General features: G+C 54.0%; 17 protein-coding genes. 14 read left to right on the top strand and 3 right to left on the bottom strand.

Annotation, left to right across the window (positions count from 1 at the left end; all coding sequences use genetic code 11):
• Positions 1–35: 35 nt before the first annotated feature.
• The 9 genes from NLX71_RS11525 to NLX71_RS11485 all read left to right on the top strand — a co-directional run bounded on the left by NLX71_RS11525 (position 36) and on the right by NLX71_RS11485 (position 9507).
• Positions 36–299 (top strand): IreB family regulatory phosphoprotein, encoded by a 264-nt coding sequence (locus tag NLX71_RS11525; RefSeq protein ID WP_254363790.1) that lies wholly within the window; start codon positions 36–38, stop codon positions 297–299.
• Between the two features lie 181 nt (positions 300–480).
• Positions 481–903 carry a Holliday junction resolvase RuvX gene (gene ruvX, locus NLX71_RS11520; protein ID WP_254363789.1) on the top strand — a complete coding sequence of 141 codons (423 nt, stop codon included), beginning with the start codon at positions 481–483 and terminating at the stop codon, positions 901–903.
• A 6-nt stretch (positions 904–909) separates the two neighbouring features.
• The gene (locus NLX71_RS11515; protein WP_254363788.1) at positions 910–1236 is read left to right on the top strand and encodes a DUF1292 domain-containing protein; all 327 of its coding nucleotides are present in this window, start codon (positions 910–912) and stop codon (positions 1234–1236) included.
• A gap of 57 nt (positions 1237–1293) precedes the next feature.
• Entirely contained in the window at positions 1294–1602 is a 309-nt protein-coding gene (locus NLX71_RS11510) for a DUF1292 domain-containing protein (protein WP_254363787.1), read from the top strand.
• Between the two features lie 85 nt (positions 1603–1687).
• Positions 1688–2746 (top strand): endolytic transglycosylase MltG, encoded by a 1059-nt coding sequence (gene mltG / locus NLX71_RS11505; protein WP_254363786.1) that lies wholly within the window; start codon positions 1688–1690, stop codon positions 2744–2746.
• Between the two features lie 32 nt (positions 2747–2778).
• Positions 2779–3720, top strand: a complete 942-nt coding sequence (locus tag NLX71_RS11500; RefSeq protein ID WP_254363785.1) for a peptidase U32 family protein — start codon at positions 2779–2781, stop codon at positions 3718–3720.
• Between the two features lie 32 nt (positions 3721–3752).
• Positions 3753–5042 (top strand): peptidase U32 family protein, encoded by a 1290-nt coding sequence (locus NLX71_RS11495; protein WP_254363784.1) that lies wholly within the window; start codon positions 3753–3755, stop codon positions 5040–5042.
• A gap of 352 nt (positions 5043–5394) precedes the next feature.
• The gene (locus NLX71_RS11490) at positions 5395–7572 is read left to right on the top strand and encodes a methyl-accepting chemotaxis protein (RefSeq protein ID WP_254363783.1); all 2178 of its coding nucleotides are present in this window, start codon (positions 5395–5397) and stop codon (positions 7570–7572) included.
• A 117-nt stretch (positions 7573–7689) separates the two neighbouring features.
• Positions 7690–9507, top strand: coding sequence for a peptidoglycan D,D-transpeptidase FtsI family protein (locus NLX71_RS11485; protein ID WP_254363782.1), 1818 nt, complete (start codon positions 7690–7692; stop codon positions 9505–9507).
• 85 nt (positions 9508–9592) lie between these two features.
• Here NLX71_RS11485 and NLX71_RS11480 read toward each other — a convergent pair whose 3' ends face one another.
• Complete coding sequence (locus NLX71_RS11480) at positions 9593–10882, bottom strand: ATP-binding protein (RefSeq protein ID WP_254363781.1); 1290 nt, start codon at positions 10880–10882, stop codon at positions 9593–9595.
• Between the two features lie 325 nt (positions 10883–11207).
• Between NLX71_RS11480 and NLX71_RS11475 the strand changes: the two genes are divergently transcribed.
• The gene (locus NLX71_RS11475) at positions 11208–12437 is read left to right on the top strand and encodes a DUF2157 domain-containing protein (protein WP_254363780.1); all 1230 of its coding nucleotides are present in this window, start codon (positions 11208–11210) and stop codon (positions 12435–12437) included.
• Positions 12430–12969 carry a GDYXXLXY domain-containing protein gene (locus NLX71_RS11470; protein ID WP_254363779.1) on the top strand — a complete coding sequence of 180 codons (540 nt, stop codon included), beginning with the start codon at positions 12430–12432 and terminating at the stop codon, positions 12967–12969. Before NLX71_RS11475 ends, NLX71_RS11470 begins: the two co-directional genes overlap by 8 nt.
• Positions 12970–13063: 94 nt before the next feature.
• On the opposite strand, the gene NLX71_RS11465 is transcribed toward NLX71_RS11470, so the two are convergent.
• Positions 13064–13948, bottom strand: coding sequence for an RNA polymerase sigma-70 factor (locus NLX71_RS11465; protein WP_254363778.1), 885 nt, complete (start codon positions 13946–13948; stop codon positions 13064–13066).
• Positions 13949–14221: 273 nt separating this feature from the next.
• Here NLX71_RS11465 and NLX71_RS11460 point away from each other — a divergent pair, with 273 nt between their 5' ends.
• A complete protein-coding gene (locus tag NLX71_RS11460; RefSeq protein WP_254363777.1) occupies positions 14222–15094 on the top strand; it encodes a lipoate--protein ligase family protein in 873 nt (290 codons plus the stop codon).
• Between the two features lie 16 nt (positions 15095–15110).
• On the opposite strand, the gene NLX71_RS11455 is transcribed toward NLX71_RS11460, so the two are convergent.
• A complete protein-coding gene (locus NLX71_RS11455) occupies positions 15111–15839 on the bottom strand; it encodes an alpha/beta hydrolase (RefSeq protein ID WP_254363776.1) in 729 nt (242 codons plus the stop codon).
• Positions 15840–16057: 218 nt separating this feature from the next.
• Here NLX71_RS11455 and pdhA point away from each other — a divergent pair, with 218 nt between their 5' ends.
• Both pdhA and NLX71_RS11445 read left to right on the top strand, forming a co-directional pair.
• Positions 16058–17128 (top strand): pyruvate dehydrogenase (acetyl-transferring) E1 component subunit alpha, encoded by a 1071-nt coding sequence (gene pdhA, locus NLX71_RS11450; RefSeq protein ID WP_254363775.1) that lies wholly within the window; start codon positions 16058–16060, stop codon positions 17126–17128.
• A gap of 20 nt (positions 17129–17148) precedes the next feature.
• Positions 17149–18129, top strand: coding sequence for an alpha-ketoacid dehydrogenase subunit beta (locus tag NLX71_RS11445; RefSeq protein WP_254363774.1), 981 nt, complete (start codon positions 17149–17151; stop codon positions 18127–18129).
• The last annotated feature ends 31 nt before the right edge of the window (positions 18130–18160 follow it).

Here is an 18160-nt window from a genome sequence, read left to right as displayed (position 1 = left end):
AGTCAGTATTGATCAATGCAGGGGGGTGCCTCTAAATGAGTTCGATGGATAAAACGATGAAGTTCAACGTAAAAGCGGAAGAGATCGAAACCTCGCCCAAAGAAGTCATTTTAGCGGTGTATGACGCGCTGCAGGAGAAGGGGTACAATCCGATCAACCAAATCGTAGGCTATTTGCTTTCGGGCGACCCGGCTTACATTCCGCGTCACAACAATGCGCGCAGCATCATCCGCAAGCGGGAGCGGGACGAATTGATCGAGGAACTGGTCCGTTCCTACTTGCAGCACAATAAATCCTAAAAGTCAGGTGAATACAGCGGAGGGGGCGGAATCGTTCTGGAGAAGCGTTAGCGGTCGCCTTTGTCTCCGGATTCTAACCTTTCAAGGTTATCTGATCCAAGAATCCGGAGACAACAGCGATCGGAAGAATGATCCGCTCACGCAGCATTCAACGGACTTAGCCACCAGAATGGAGAACCTAATGCGCTTGATGGGACTGGATTACGGGGACAAAACGATCGGCGTCGCCGTCAGCGACGAACTCGGTTGGACAGCGCAGGGGCTTGAAGTGATCCGGAGAACGACCGAGGAGCGCGATTTGGCCCGCCTTCGGGAGCTTATCGCGCAATACAGTGTCACGGAAATCGTCGTAGGCCTGCCGAAAAACATGAACAACACGATCGGTCCGCGTGGAGAAATTTGTATCGCATTTTCAGAGCAACTGCATGAAACCCTACAATTGCCGGTGCATTTGTGGGATGAAAGGCTGACAACCGCCTCCGCCCAGCGCACGCTGCTGGAGGCGGACGTCAGCCGCAAGAAACGGAAGCAGGTCATCGACAAGATGGCGGCTGCGCTCATTTTGCAAGGATATATGGATGCCCAATCCAACTCGAAGAGGTGAAGAACGGTGACAGATAAAGATCAAAATGTCAATCAGGATCAGCTGCAGGAAGAGCCCGAAATTATTTACATTCCCGATGAAGAAGGCAACGAAGAAGAATTCGAAGTCATCATGAAATTCGAAGTGGACGGCTCGGATAAAAAGTATATGATGGTTGTTCCTGTCGATGCCGACGAGGAATCCGACGAAGTGTACGCGTTCCGCTATGAAGAAGACGGCGACGATCTGCAGTTGTATACGATTGAGGACGAAGAAGAATGGAATATCGTGGAGGAAACGTTCAACACGCTGATGGACGAATTCGACGACGAGGAAGAAGAACCGTCCAAGTAAGGCGGCGCCTGGCCTCCCGTCCGGGAGGCGTGCCGTTTGCATAAGGAGGCTGGAACGTTGAACCCGAATATGGAAGCAACGCCGACCCGTCAGTTGCGGGAAACGTTCGGAGATGATATTATTTTGTATGACGAAGAGCAGGAATCCGTCATCTATCATATCGTTTCCGAAATGATCCTGGGCGATCAAGGGTACGCGATGCTGGAAAAAGCAAAGCCGGGCAAGGAAGACGAACCGGAAATTTACCGTGTGACGCGGAAAGATGACGGGGAGCTTGAGCTTGAAACGATCGAAGACGACGATGAATGGGAAAACGTCTCCGAGCTTTTCGACGAGTTGACTTTTCCGGCTGACGAACAGTTGTAATGTACAACTTTTTTCTTAAGGAAGCCTGAGCGGAGATGATCCGCTCTTTTTCGTTTGTTTGCGGAGATATAGAAGGAGCGGCGCTGTGAAACGAGTATGGATTTGGGGAACAATAGGAATTATTGCAATGGTGGCCGGAGCCGGTACAGGGTTTGGGTGGTATGTGACCCGCTCGCTTCAGCCGATGCCGGCTTCGGAGACGGAGAAGCGCATCGCGCTGCCGCCGGGGGCCGGAACAGGGCAACTGGCCTCCGAACTGGAGAGCAAGGGCATTATTCGCAGCGCCCGCGTCTTTACGTGGTACTTGAAATACAAGCGGGAAGGCGGCCGCTTCCAAGCAGGCGAGTACGCCTTGACGCCCGGGCTGTCGCCGGACGAGATTATCGATCGCCTGAACCGGGGCGATACGGTTAAGGAAGCCGGTATTCGCCTGACGGTGCCCGAGGGCTTTACCGTGCGTCTGATTGCGGAAAAGATGCAGCAGCAGGAAGGCGTCGACTTGCAGCAGTTCATGAATCTTGTACAAGGCTACAAGGGGGCTGAAGGCTCCGCAGCGGCGCAAATTCCGGCCAATGCGTCCTTGCGTTCCCGTCTCGAAGGGTATTTATTTCCGGAAACGTACGAATGGAAAAAGGGTACGAGTCTGCAAGAGATGATCGAGACGATGACGCAAGAGCTCGACAAGAAACTTGAGCAGCTGCCGCAGGATTGGAAGCAGACATTGGCCCAGCGCGGCTTGACCGTGCATCAAATGCTGACGCTGGCCTCGCTCATCGAGCGCGAGGTTGTTGTCGAAGACGAGCGCGCGCTCGTCAGCGGCGTTATTCATAACCGCTTAAAGCAAGGCATGCCGCTGCAAATTGATGCGACCGTACAGTATTTGTTCGACAAGCCGAAGGAACGGCTGTTCGAGAAGGATTTGCAGATTCAAAGTCCTTATAATACGTATTTGAATAAAGGGATGCCGCCCGGACCGATTGCAAGTCCGAGCCTCGCTTCGATCAAAGCGGCGATTTATCCGACAGATACCAAATATTTGTTTTATGTAACGAAGAAGGACGGAACCAAGGCGCATTTGTTTGCGGAGACGTTCGAACAGCATAAGAAAAATATCGCGGAGAGCGCCAAGAGCGCCAAGCCGTAGCTTTACAATGTGAGGAGAAGGTGAGCAGGCAGATGAAAAAACCGGAACTGTTGATTTCGGCCGGATCATCCGAAGAAGCGAAGAGGTATATTGCAGCAGGGGCGGACGCGGTCCTCGTAGGCGAGCACCGGTTCGGCTTGCGGCTTCCGGGGGAAGTGACCGGTGAAGAGCTGGCATCGCTTGCCGCATGGGCGCATGATCACGGAGCGAAAGTGTATGCAGCCGTCAACAATATTATGGACAATGACTTGCTGCCCGAACTGGAGAAGTATGTGGGCCAATTGCAGCAATCGGGCATCGACGGTATCGTCTTCGGAGACCCGGCCGTGCTGCTGGCGGTTCGCAGCTTCGCACCCGGCATGCGGTTGCACTGGAACGCGGAGATGACCTCTACCAACTACGCGACGGCGAAATATTGGGCAAGCAAAGGCGCGGCCCGCATGGTGCTGGCCCGCGAGCTGAATCTGGAGGAGACGCTGGAAATTGCGCGGCAGCTTGACGGCTCGATGGAAGTCGAAGTACAGGTGCACGGCATCACGAATATATATCATTCGAAACGGAGCCTGCTGACCAATTACAAGGAGCATCAAGGGCGTCCTCAAGAGCTTGAAAGGCTGGAGCTCGATAAAGAGGAAGGCTTGTTCTTGATCGAGCAGGAACGACCGAACGAGCGATATCCGATCTACGAGGATGCGAACGGCACGCATATTATGAGCTCGGATGACATCTGTATGCTGGATAGCCTGCACGAGCTAATGGAAGGCGGCATCGACAGCTTCAAGCTGGAGGCGCTGCTGAAGTCGCCGGAGTACAATGAAGCGGTTGTTCGCGGTTATCGGCAAGCGATAGACGCATATACGGCGAATCCGGACGGCTACGAGTTTCAAGAGGAATGGCTGGATGCCATCCGCGCGCTGCAGGACGAACGGCGCGAGCTGACGTACGGATTCTTTTTTAAAGAGCAGGTTTATTAACCTAATTCGAAATACAAGCGAGGTGGAATATCATGACATTGTTGAAGCAAGAGCTGCTCGGCAAGCGAGTACGGTTCGAGAAGCCCGAGCTGCTCGCGCCGGCCGGCAGCTTGGAAAAGCTGAAGTTCGCCGTTCATTACGGGGCGGATGCGGTTTATATCGGCGGGCAGCAATACGGGCTCAGGTCGAATGCGGACAACTTCACCTTCGAGGAAATGCGGGAAGGGGTCGAATTTGCGGAGAAATACGGGGCCAAAGTATTCGTCGCGACGAATATTTATGCCCATAATGAAGATTTGTCGGGCTTGGAAGATTATCTTCGCGGCATTCAGGATGCTGGCGTGCATGCGATCATCGTAGCGGACCCGATTATTATCGAGACATGCAAGCGCGCGGCTCCGAAGCTGGAAATTCATCTGAGCACCCAGCAGTCCACGATGAACCGGCAGGCGGTACAGTTCTGGAAAGAAGAAGGCATCGACCGGGTCGTGCTTGCCCGCGAGGCAACCATGGAAGAAATCGTCGAGATCAAGACGCACGTCGATATGGAGATCGAGGTTTTCGTCCATGGGGCGATGTGCAGCTCCTATTCGGGACGGTGCGTACTGTCGAACCATTTTACGGACCGCGACTCGAACCGCGGCGGCTGTTCGCAGTCCTGTCGCTGGAAATATGATCTGTTTACGACCGAGGAAGAGCTGAACGGACCGCAGATCGGCATCAAGGAAATTCCGTTGTTCCAAGCGGGCGATAATCCGTTCTCAATGAGCTCGAAGGATCTGTGCATGATCGAGTACGTTCCCGAGCTGATTCGCGCCGGCGTCGACAGCTTCAAAATCGAAGGCCGTATGAAGAGCGTTCACTACGTGGCCACGGTCGTCAATGCGTACCGTCAAGCGATCGATGCGTATTTTGCCGATCCGGAGCATTACGAGATGAAGCCGGAGTGGCTGTACGAAATTCAGAAGGCGGCTAACCGTCCGATCAATACCGGGTTTTTCTACGATCGTCCGGGGCACGAGGAGCACATCTTCGAGCCCGAGGACAAAGCGGCTCCGTACGATTTTGTCGGCGTTGTGATGGAGTACGACGAAGCGGCGCAGACCGCACTCATCCAGCAGCGGAACCATTTTAAGCCGGGGCAGGAAGTGGAGTTCTTCGGTCCGAAGGGCACGTTCTTCAAGCAGGTGCTGGGCGAACTGCAGGATGAAGAGGGCAAAGCGCTTGACGCTGCGCGGCATCCGCTGCAGCTCATCCGGATGAAGGTGGAGCAGCCGGTCCGTCCGTTTGATATGATGCGCAAAAAAATGAGAAATTCGTAAATGGCCGCGGTATAACCACCGCTTGATGACGCTCCGTCCCTTAGGGACGGGGCTTTTTGGCGTTCGCAGAATGACTCCGGCGCGAAGAGTAGGTCAAATGGCTTAAGTATGCGCCTTCGGTCATGTAGTCGCGTTTTTTGTTAAAATATCTATAACATTTTACCTACTTGGTCCCGATATAGATAAAGATACTCTTATTTTATTAATGAAAAATTGAGGCGGTGGAACGAATATTTTTCGATCGCAACCCGATGCACTAAAGGGAACTTGGCAGTTCATGTTGAATACCAAGATTAAGCGGTTAAACGCTTACTTACTTATCAAACTATTACACATTTAGGTGGTGTTTCCTGTGAAGGATCAATGGTCTTCACTTAAAGCCAGCCTGCAAAAAGCCGGCAAATCGTTGAAGAAGGGGCTTCCCAATTCGTCTGACCCGAATCGTCCCGAAGGTTCGAGTGCTGCTAAAGTCATGGATTCGCTGAAGAAAGTAGGACTTATGAACTTGTTGAGGTCGGTAGGGGGCAAACTGTTCCTTATCTTTTTTATCAGCATCTTGTTTTTCGTGTTGACCGTAGGTCTGACTTCTTATAACATCTCCAAAGGAGTTATTCAGAAAAAGGTGGCCGATGCATCGGAAGGCACGATTACGCAAGCCGGGCAAAAGCTCGATCTGCTTTACGCCACCTACGAAGACTTGTCGATGCAAATTTTGCTGGACGAAGATTTGAAAAAGCTGATTGCGGATATGGATAACGTTAATAAAAACAGCTACGATTTTCTCCAGTTCCGGCAGAAGCTTGGCGACAAGCTGAACGTTTATTCGTACTCGAACAAAACGCTGAAGTCGATCTATTTGTTTAAAGCAAGCGGAGAGCCGATAGCTTCGGCCGGAGCAGCGATGAATAAGGAAAGTCTGGCGCAGGAAGATTGGTTCAAGAAGATCGTTGAAGGGAACGGTAAAGCGACTTGGCTGGAGTCCAGAGCGAAGGGGTATTCGGATTCGCTCGGCAATTCGGGCACAGCTTCGTTCAGTCTGGGCCGCGTGCTGAAGAACACGACGACCAATGCCGTACAGTCCGTGCTTCTGTTGGAAATCAACCTGGAAGCGGTTGGTAAGGAACTCAGCCAAATTTCGATGGGCGAAGGCGGTAAAACGGTCATCGTCACACCGGACATGAACTACATTTATAACCAGGACGCTGCGGTGATCGGCAAGCCGAGCGATTTTGGGGTAACGAAGGAAGCTTTTGCCGAAGACAAAGGAAAGCTGCAAAACAGCAGCCGGGACATGCAGCTCGTTTATTTCAAATCGGCCAAAACGAACTGGCTCTTGGTCGGCGCGATGCCGGTGGCGGAGCTTGTGAAGGATGCGGGCATCATCTTCGGCATGACTTGGCTGATGGCCTTTGTGGCAATGATTATCGCCGTTGTCATCGGATATTTCATCGTACGAATGATCGGCCGTCCTGTCGTTCAGCTCCGCAACTTGATGAAAGAAGGAGAGCAAGGCAATCTGAAGGTGCGAATGACCGTCATGAGCCAGGACGAGATTGGGCAGCTTGGTCAAAGCTTTAACGAGATGATGGAAAAAATTACGACACTGGTGCAGCAGACGAATCATTCCGCTCAAGAGGTGCTGCAAACAGCGGGGAGCTTGTCGGACGCTTCGAAGAAAACGGCTACGGCGGCTAAGGAAATCGCCGTCGCTACGGAAGAGATCGCCAGCGGCGCATCCAGCTTGGCCATGGAATCCGAACGCGGCAACGAGCTGACTCACAATATCGGCATGCAGATGAAAAGCGTGGTCGACGCCAACATCGTCATGGGTTCCTCAGCTTCGGAAGTTCAAGCGTCGAGTAAGCAAGGGATCGAATATATGTCTGAGCTGATCGGCAAAACGAACGCAACGGAAGCGATGACCCGTTCGATGGTGGAGAAGGTCGATAATCTGAAGGAAAGCACCCGCTCCATCCGCAAAATTTTGGACGTGCTCAACAACATGACGAAGCAAACGAACATTTTGTCGTTGAATGCTACGATTGAAGCGGCCCGGGCCGGTGCGGCGGGGAAAGGCTTCATGGTCGTCGCGGACGAAATCCGCAAGCTGGCCGACCAATCCAGACAATCGATCGCGATCGTCGGCCAAATTACCGAAACAATTCAGAAGGAAATTGACGAGACGGTGAACGTGCTTTCGCAGGCTTACCCGATTTTCCAGGAACAAATCGAATCCGTGAAAGAAGCCGATTCGATCTTTAAGCAAGTCGATTCGCAGATGGGCGAATTCATTGAACGATTGTCCGAAGTAACGGAATCGATCAGCGAGCTTGAAACGTCGCAGATGGTGTTGAGCGATGCGATGTCCAACGTCAGCGCGGTGGCCGAAGAATCGTCCGCGACTTCGCAAGAGGTGGCATCCTTAAGCTCGGAGCAAATGAGCGTCAGCTCCGGTCTTGTGAAGCTGTCCGAGAGTCTCGAAGAGCTGTCGAACTCGTTGAAGGAACAGCTGTCGAAATTCCAAATTTAAGGCAGGTCTGCACGGCGTCTTCTCCATTGGGGAAGGCGCTTTTTGTTTGGATTGTTTGCAGAGGGCGGTTCCTGACTATACTTGTATCATCTTACAAGGTGCTGGCAGGTGCTCGGGATGGACAACGGAACAAAGCTGCAAAAGAACCGGATTTTTATCGTATTGCTGCTGCTCATCGGAGTTTTGGCCGCTTGGAATTTACGGTTGTTCTGGATTCAAGTGGCGGTCTCCCGCAGCTTGACGGAACGAAAGATCGATTTGGTGGAAAATTCGGTCATTCAACGGGCTCAAGGTCTTGTGCTCGACAGCGGGCGGGGCGATTTTACGGACCGAAACGGCGTCCCTTTGACAGGAACGGCGCAGAAGGTTTTAGTCGTTTTCCCTATCCGCGAAGAAGAGTCCGCGGGGAACGATACGGCTGCTGCGATGGACCGGGTGGCAAGCATCGTAAACGCTCCGCTTTCCGCTTGGCAGCCCTTTGTCCGCCAGTTGAAAGGTCCTGCCATGTGGTCCGTGTCCGGCCGTCCGGCACCTTTGACCGACGCTCAGGCGTCCAAGATCGAGGCTTTAGGCCTGAAATCCGTCCGGGCGATGACCTTCAAGCAGCGCTACGCCGAGCGGCAGCCAGCAAGTCAGGCGCTTGGCTTCATCGGGCAAAATCCTGAGCGGATAACGAGGCAGTTCACCGATCAAATCCATAAGGGGGAACTGCAGCTCACGAGCAAAATCGGCAACTCCGGGCTGGAAAAAACGTTTGAGCCTTGGCTGCAGGGCATCGGGCCGTCCTCCGTTTCGCTTTTTACCGACGGCTTGAAGCGTCCGCTGCCCGGACTCGATACGCGCCAAATCACTCCGAGCAACCCGTATTATCCGCTTAAAGTCGTCACGACACTCGACTCCGGGATACAGCAGCAAATCGAACGGACCTTGGAGCGCTTGCACGTGACGGAAGGCGCTGTCGTCGTACTGGATATTCGAAATGGGGATACGATCGCGATGGCCAGCATGCCCGCGTTCCACCCGGAGCATATCGATCTGGTCCAAGGAAACTGGAGCAACAAGGCATTAAAAGCGGCCGCCCCCGGATCGATTTTTAAAACCGTGACTGCCGCCGCTGCTTTGGAAGAAAAGGCGGTGAAAGCGGACGAAACGTTCGATTGCACGGGTGCGCTTGGAAAATACGGCTTCACCTGCTGGAAGAAGGAAGGGCACGGTAGGCTTACGTTGGAAGAAGGCTTCGCCCAGTCGTGCAACATCGTGTATGCGAAGGTGGCGCAGCGGCTTGGGGGAGACAAGCTGGAGGCTTACGCGCACAGGCTCGGGCTGGAAATGCCCGTCGGCTGGAGCGGAGACGTGCCGCACCGAAAAGGCTTTCGGCAATGGGATGCCGAGGAGCAGGGGCAAGTCTATGCCGCTGCATCGGACAAGTCGGACGAAGGGGCGCTGGTACAGACGGCCATCGGCCAGCGTGACGTGTTAATGACGCCGCTGCAAGCCGCTAACTTGATCGTGACGCTGTATAATCAAGGGGAGATAGCATCGCCGCGAATCGTGCGGGAAATCCGGTTCCGGAACGAGCGGTTGTACCTGTCGTTCCCTTCGCATGAGCTGAAGCAGGCTGCTAAACCTATCAAGCCGGTGACGGCGAAGCGGCTGCTGGAATGGATGGCCGAGACGGTGGAGCACGGCACCGGGAAGGCGCTGCGGTCGGCGAAATGGAGCTTGGCCGGGAAATCGGGGACGGCACAGGTTAGGTTGAAAAACGGAAGGCCCGGCGAGAATCATTGGTTTATCGGCTACGGCCCTGTAGAACAGCCTCACTATGCCGCTGCGGTGCTCGTCCAGAACGTTCCGGAAGGGGGCAGCCATAGGGCGATCCCGCTTTTTAAGGAAGTGATGAATATTTTGGCTGACAGCTCTAAAAGGGAGAACTGATCATGAGGGGATTTATTGGAGGATATTGCGAGAGGCTGCGTTTTCGCGAGATGTACGTCGAAGACTCAGCCTTTTTTGATTGAGGTTAATGATAGGTAGAGGAGTGCAGCGATGGGATCAAAATCGAGAAGCAGGTGCCTTTGCCCACTTCGCTCGTCACATCAATCTGGCCATGAATGTTTTGAATGGCACGGTAGGTGACCATCATGCCAAGGCCGGTCCCTTTGCCGCGGATGGAATAAAACGGCGTGCCGAGCCGCCCGACTTCATCCTGCGTCATGCCGATCCCCTGGTCGATAATGTCGATGCATACCGTCTGATTTTGCAGGATGCCGACGATTTGCAGCTTCCCTCCGCCGGGCATCGCTTCAATACCGTTTTTGCACAAATGCATGATGCATTGCGCGAACTTATCCGGATTGGCGCTGATCATCAGCTTGTCTTGCAGATTCATTTCTACCGATACGCCCCGAAGATCGGCGTACGACTGCAATGTTTGGACCGTCTGTAAAATAAGCGGCTTGGCGTCCAGCAGTTCGATCTCTTCCAACTGGGGCTTGGCGAAGGATAAGTAATTGTTAATGATCGCCTGCGCTTTATCGACTTCTTCCAAGACCATCTGGCTATAAATTAGCCGTTTGTCTTCCGCCAAGTCGTTTTGACGCATCATTTGCACGAACCCGCGGGCGACGGTCATCGGATTGCGGATTTCGTGGGCGAAGGAAGCTGCCAACTCGCTCAGCATATTCATTTTATCGTTATGCTGCAGTTGCTTGCGCAATTCGATATTTTGCTTGATCTGCCTGATGATATAGACGACAAGTATGGCGGTAAACGAATGGATAAGGCTGAACAAAGCAAAAAACAGGAAGAAGTATTCGGTAACTGGTATGTGCTCCTGCCACATGGAGAACAAGGCGACAAATGCCGTAATCAACGACAAAACGAATCCGAGTCCGGCCGCGGTCGCGGTACTGAGAAGCCGGGCCACATCGGCGATCCGGCGTTTGCAATACCACAACAGAATGAGATTGAAGCCGAGGGAAATCGCCAGCGAATACATGCCAAACCCTTCCGACTTCCAGTGGTAGCTCAAAATAATGGCGGCTACGCCGAGAGCCGGCAAAGGTCCGGCATAAAAAAAGCACAGAGCGAGCGGAATCAAGCGGAAATCGAACAAATATCCGGGAGAGAGCTCGAACGGATGCATCATGCTGACCAAAGAGGCGACCGTGCAGATGACGGTAACGATGATCTGGTTCGTACGCACGTTCGCATGCAGAAGACGATCAATCCAAAACAGATGATACAGCATGACCGGCGTAATCACGATAAGCATGTTTAACAGCAATTGGTGGAGCAAGTTCAATGTCATCACCTTTTGTCAGCGTGTTTTTATCGTTGGAGACGATCTTCATAAAGAACGAGAGTGTGGTTCAAAATAGTTATTCTACCATTATATCGGACCATTTGTAAAAATAAAATATGTGAAAGGAATGGAATTAGCATCGGGAAAATCCCTAGTTTTTTGCTAATCCGAACTATCTTCCTGCATGTGCGCGGCCCGGATTCTTCTCTTTAGAGGGGATGAGCGTTCGAAGTACTAGCGGAAGTTAGTACTTCTTTTTCCTCTCAGGCGGGATATACTTGAGGTATCAACAACTCGCACAAGAGTTTACGCAAACAAGGGGTGCATTCCGATGAGCCGAAAATGGCTGGAGAAAGAAACTCCAATGTGGGTGGAGCGTGGTATCGTTACCCACGAGCAGGCAGATCAGCTTCTAAGCATGTACGAAACGAAACATTATGCCGTCGGTCTGCTGCCGATTCTCGGAAGCATATTGGTCGGACTGGGCATTCTCAGTTTTATAGCAGCCAACTGGCAGGATATCCCGCAGCTTGTCCGCCTTGCCATGATCGTGCTGCTCATGATCGGCTTTTACGCCGGAGGCGAGATGGCGCTGCGGCGCGGCCACGATAAGCTGGGCGTTGCGCTTGTCAGCCTTGGAGTCGTCAGCTTCGGTGGAGGTATCGTGCTGATCGGCCAAATGTTTCACTTGGTCGCTTACAACGCAGGAACGTTTATTTTGTGGGCGTGCGCGGGAATGGTTGCGACCTTTCTATACCGCAGCCGATACTTGTATTTAATAAGTCTGCTCCTTTTTAACATCGCCCAATGGTACAGCGTAGCGGAATTCGATAGCTTCAGCTATACCGCGTTTGCGCTTTTGGTTGCCGGTCTTGGGTTTTACGGCTGGAAAAAGCGTCATCCGCTGCTGATCTGGTGCTTTAGCTTCAGTGTTACGGTGCAGGCGCTGATGTGGGTGATCGCCGTGGACATGCCGTTCCTCTGGATGCTTGTTCCGGCCATGGCGCTTTACGTCCTCGGCGATTGGCTGAAGGACGAACGCCATGGAGGCTACGCGCTGCAGACGGTTCCGCTTGCCGCAGCATTTATTTTCGCGGTCGTGATGGTGATGATCGGATATGAAAGAGGGGCCGTCGATGACGACTGGCTGCTTGCCGTACCGCTCTATTACTTCGGAGCACTCGTCCTTCTCTTTGTCGTCTCGCTGGCGGGAAAGCTGCGAAACGGCCGGGCGTCCAGCGCCTTCGAATGGATTTTGCTCGCTCCGTTCGTTTACTTGCCTTCCGGCGTCGACGTCTTGTACCTGCTCGCGCTGTTTTTCTTTTCGCTGTACGTGCTGTGGCGAGGTTATGCTGAGGAATGGCGGTTCAAGACCAACTTCGGAACGGTTCTGTTCATCTGCAGCACGATGGTGGCATACGGCAAATTGACCTGGGACTTTATGGACAAATCACTGTTTTTCATTCTCGGAGGCTGCATCTTGATCGGCTTGAGCTGGTTTCTGAACCGGCGGAAAAAACGGTTTTTCGACGATACGAAGGAGGGGAACGGACATGTCTGACAACGCTGTGACCGGCGGCAGCCGGCGTTCGCTGCTTACGGCTGGCGTCATCTTGCTCCAGGCGCTTGTGCTGATCGGAATCGCCCTTTCCTTCTATGCGGTTGGCTGGTTCGGAAAAGACATCCGCGTCCGGACGGTGCCGGTGGACCCGCGCGATTTGCTTTACGGCGATTACGTGACCCTCAGCTATGACATCAGCCGTCTCGACCCGTCGCTGTGGAAAGACGCGGCGCGGAAGCCGGAGAGCGGCCAGCCGGTCTACGTGGTTTTGAAGCCGGATGTGGACGGCATTGCCCAGCCGGTGGCCGCATATGGCTCGAAGCCTGCGGCGCAGGAAGGCGAGGTCGTATTGAAAGGGCGGATCGACAATCGTTGGGGGGAAGAGATTTTCGTCAAATACGGAGTCGAAAAATACTACGTGCCCGAAGGGACCGGCGAATCGCTTGAGGATAAGGCCAGCCGGTTAATCGTGCACATGAAAGTCGCCCCGTGGGGCCAAGCGAAAATCGAAGGGCTCGAAGAGCGTTCGTAACGCCGCGATGATGATAAAATATGAAAAAACTCGGCTTCCCACAGTTCAGGGGAAATCGAGTTTTTTGTTTATTTGCGGCAGCGGCAGCAAGCGGTTAAAGCTTCGGGTGCTCCGGCAGATGGCGTAGCTTATCCGGATTGTTAACGAAATACATCGTCCGGATCTGCGTGCCTTCGAATTCGAACAAGATGGCGATGCGGGAATGGGAACCGTCAACCAGCAATCCAGCTCCGCGATTGAATGAAACGGGGACGCTCCGCGTCAGGACGGTGCCTTTGGACGCTATGCCGAGCAGGAAAGCAGCGATCCGGTTTGCGCCGAGAATCGGCCGGAGCGCCGCGCGCGCCTTGCCTCCGCCATCGGAATACAGGACAGCATCCTCCGTCAGCAGGTGGATGAATTGAAGCACGTCTCCCGTGCTGACCGCCTTCAAAAAGCTGCGAACGAGCGATTCTGATTCCGGGAGGCCAGGCTGCGGGGATCGAGCTTCCGCAACGTTCAGTTTTTGCTTCAAACGGCTGTATGTTTTCCGGCAGGCGGCTTCGCTTTTGTCCAGCATGTCGGCGATTTCCTTATAGTCGTAATCGAACGCTTCGCGCAGGACGAAAATCGCCCGTTCAACCGGGTTCAACTGCTCCAGCAGCAGCAGGAAGGCAAAGGAAATGTCGTCATTCCGGGCCGCCTGCAGCAGCGGGTCTTCCTGATCCGAAGCTTGCAGCGGCTCGGGAAGCCACGGTCCGACATACACTTCCCTGCGGGCGCGGGCGGATTTGAGCTGATCGATGCAGCGACGGGTAACGGATTTGCATAAATACGCCTTCGGGTTCTGAATCGCGCCCGGGCCCGTGCGGGATACGGCCAGAAACAGATCGTGGATGATATCCTCCGCTTCGGACACCGACCCCAGCATCCGGTAGGCAATCGAAAACAACAGCGGTTTATATTCGGTATACCAGTCTTCCAACGGAAGCTGCGTCATTGGCGGATTCTCCTTTGCGTTAAAAATCGAACTGTCGGCTTCCGCGCGGTTCGCTCATAAAAAAATAGGACGAGACAGCGGGCAGGTTTGTGACAAGGTCCTTTCCATTGTAGCACGGATCGCTTTCAACGGAAGAGAATCCGGGCCTTTGCCTTTGTGCGGTACAGGGAGCGGTGAAGCCGGGGACTTGCAACGGCCGCCGGACCCTTTTAGAATGGGGGTAGTTTAGACGAGCCTGAGAAGCGGAATCAGGAAAGGAGCGGGTTAGCCGCTATGGATAAGCAAGAGATGACGCAGCCGCAGAAGAACGGGCTTTCGGATCTGCTGCTGCTGGACCGTTCGCAAGACGTAACGGAGCAGGATGTGCTGTATCCGTTTGCGCTGGAGGAGCTGCTGTGCAAGCACGTGGGCGAAGGCGGGGCGCCGCTATGCCATCTGTGGCGCCACCCGCGGGCGTTCGTTATGGGGCTGCGTGATAGCCGGCTGCCCGGCACGGCGGAAGCGGCCCGGTATCTGGAGGCGCAAGGCTACAATGTCGCCGTCCGCAATTCGGGCGGCGCGGCGGTGCCGCTTGATCTGGGCGTCGTCAACGTGTCGCTCATCATGCCGAAGCGCCGGGCCGGGGAAATCGACTTCCGCGACGACTTCGAGCGGATGTTCGAGCTGATCCGGCTGGCGCTTCAAGCGACCGGATGTGAAGTTCGCAAAGGGGAGATTGAAGGGGCCTATTGTCCCGGAGATTACGATCTGAGTATCGGGGGCCGCAAATTTTGCGGCATCGCCCAGCGGCGGCAAGCCCATGCGTACGTCGTGCAGGCGTTCGTGATTGCCGAGGGGGCCGGGGCGGAGAAGGCGCGGCAAGCGCGTGAGTTTTACGAACGGGCTTCCGCCGGCGCGCAGGATATCGATTTTCCGCGGGTGACGGCCAACAGCATGGCCAGCCTGGAAGAGCTGACCGATCTGGGCGGCGGCGCTGCGATTAAGTTCATTGAAGCAGTGAAGCGGGTCGTGCGCGAGAGGCAAACTCCCGAAGGGATGGAGCGGGCGTCTGCGGGACTGTGGGTCCCGGAATCCGTCCGGGTACGGGAAATGGCAGCCCTGCTCTGCGAGCGTTACGGCATTCGCGAGAAGGAGTCTGGCGAATAAGAGGCTCTGTTCCGATTCAAGTCAAAAATGGTTTCAGCATGCCAGGCAATTCATTTTGCCAGAAGCCCCAAATGTGTTTTCCCGGCTTTTCTTCATAATGCAGCGAACAGCTTCTCGTGACGAGGAGCTGTTTTGTTTTGCGGTTCGCTTCGACGAAATTGAATGTCCCGCGCTCCGTCGTCACTTCCGTCTCGTCGAGCCCGATGACCATGGACAGCTTTAGCCACGACAAGTCGTCCTCGGCTTCGATCCGCTCTTGCGTCGATTGTAAAAAAGCGCCGGACAAGGATATAACTTGGCAAAAAAGGCTACGATAATCTAAGGCAAGATGTAACGATACGGTGCCCCCGAGCGAATCGCCGGCCAAGGTCCGTTCGTTCAAATCCGCGCGGACCGGGTAATGATCTTGTATAAACGGGATCAGCTCCTCGGCAAAAAACGCGCAGTAAGCGTGGAAACGCTCTCCTTCGGGCGCGTACTCGGAAGTGCGGACCGTTTTGTCCACGTCCACCCCGACGATGATGGCGGGCTCCACATTGTCATCGAAGATAAGCCGGTTCATCGTCGTGGCGATGCGGCCGAAATTAAAAAAATCTTCGCCGTCCTGACAGTAGATGACAGGATACGACAACAGCTCATTGTAGCCTGGGGGAAGGTAAACGCGCAGCGATCTTTCCTGCCCGAGAGCGTGTGAAAATACGGTTTCTTTTACGATGGTACGCTTGTAGTACAAGCTGTCGTCCAAGGGGGAAAACCTCCCATTGTATTATAATAGTTTTATGGATTTTATTAATCTGTATTATTATTTTTTGTGAACTGTTATATACGTCTAATCGAAAAGAAATCATATTTTACAAGTATGTTCTTGTGCAATTCACTAAAACAGGTTTATAATAATACTATAACAGAAACACCCCAATTTCGACATCCCTTCAAAAATCTATCGCTGAGGTGAATATGGAAATGAGCAAGCCTTATGTTGTGGGCGTACAAGAAGTACAGCCGTTGTCCGTTCTGGGCACCGACGGTACCGTTACGAATCCCGAAGCTATGCCGAATCTGACGGATGACCAATTGAAAGAAATAATGCGCCGCATGGTATTCACGCGTACGTGGGACCAGCGCGCTGTCAATTTAACGCGTCAAGGACGCCTCGGATTTTATGCGCCGGTTTCCGGTCAGGAAGCAACGATGGTCGGCAGCGAATTCGTGCTGAACAAAGACGATTTCATCTGCCCGGGCTACCGCGACATGCCGCAAATCGTATGGCACGGTCTGCCGATGTACCAAGCGTTCCTTTATTCGCGCGGACATCAGCACGGCGGACAAATTCCGCAAGACGTGCACGTCCTCATGCCACAAATCATCATCGGCGCGCAATATTTGCATGCGATGGGCGTGGCGATGGCGTTCAAGCAGCGCGGAGAGCAGCGCGTTTCCATTACGTACACTGGTGACGGCGGTTCGTCCGAGGGCGATTTCTATGAAGCGCTGAACTTCGCGGGGGCGTTCAAGCTACCGTCGATTTTCATGGTGCAAAATAACGGCTATGCGATTACGACGCCGTTCTCCAAGCAAACGGCTGCGCTTTCCGTTGCGCACAAGGCGGTTGCTGCCGGAATCGAAGGCGTACAAGTAGATGGGATGGATGTGCTCGCGGTGGTGAAAGCCGTTCAAGACGCAGCGGAGCGCGGCCGCAAGGGCGAAGGCGCGACGTTGATCGAGGCGATAACTTACCGGTTCCTGCCGCACTCCATGTCCGGGGACGACCCGTCCAAATACCGCACGAAAGAAGAAACGGCTGAATGGGAGCTTAAGGACCCGCTGAACCGCTTCCGTACGTACCTCGTTTCCAAAGGATTATGGTCCGAAGAGGAAGAGGCGAAAGTCGTTGAGGATGCGAAAAACACCGTTGCCGAACAGATCAAGAAGGCCGAAGAAACGGAAAAAATGACGGTGCCGGGCTTGATCGACAGCATGTTCGAAACGACGCCGCAGCATTTGGAAGAGCAAAAAGCGGATTATTTAGCGTAAAAGGGGAGGAACTTTCAGCCATGGCTCAAATGACAATGATTCAAGCGATCAAGGACGCGATGCGAGTCGAGCTCCAGCGCGATCCGAACGTGGTCATATTCGGGGAAGACGTAGGTAAGGTCGGCGGCGTATTCCGCGCAACGGAAGGTCTGCAAGCCGAATTCGGGGAGAACCGCGTATTCGATACGCCGCTTGCGGAATCCGCGATTGGCGGGATGGCGGTCGGGATGGCCATTCAAGGCTTCCGTCCGATCATGGAAATCCAGTTTGTCGGCTTTATTTTTGAAGCGTTCGACCAAATCGCCGTACAGGCGGCGCGCATGCGCTATCGTTCAGGCGGCCGTTACAACGCGCCGATTACGATCCGTACGCCTTTTGGCGGCGGCGTTAAAGCGGCGGAGCTGCACACCGACTCGCTGGAAGGGCTGATGGTGCAAACGCCGGGGATTAAAGTTGTCGTGCCTTCCAACCCGTACGATGCGAAAGGACTGCTCATTTCGGCAATCCGCGACAACGATCCCGTGTTCTTCATGGAGCATCTGAACTTGTACCGCTCGTTCCGCGCGGAAGTGCCGGAAGGCGAATATACGGTGCCGATCGGCAAGGCGAACGTCGTTCGCGAAGGCTCAGACGTCACGATCATTACGTACGGCGCTATGGTGCACACTTCGCTCAAAGCGGCCGAGGAGATCGAGAAAACGCGCGGCGCGAAAGTCGAAGTCATCGACCTGCGCACGCTGATACCGCTGGACATCGACACGATCGTCGAGTCGATCAAGAAAACGAACCGTGCGATCGTCGTGCAGGAAGCGCAAAAAACGGCAGGCATTGCGGCAGAAGTAATCGCGCAAATCAACGAGAAGGCGATTCTGCATCTCGAAGCGCCGGTGCTGCGCGTAGCGCCTCCGGATACGGTGTATCCTTTTGCGCAGGTCGAAGATCAATGGCTTCCGAATCCTGCCCGTATCGTCAAAGGCCTGAATCAAGTATTGGATTTCTAATATTTTACTAAGACGCAAGGACGGTGAGCGA

It is taken from the genome of Paenibacillus sp. MZ04-78.2, from assembly GCF_024213375.1.
Taxonomy (GTDB): domain Bacteria; phylum Bacillota; class Bacilli; order Paenibacillales; family NBRC-103111; genus Paenibacillus_G.
This window is presented reverse-complemented; position numbering and strand designations above follow the sequence as displayed.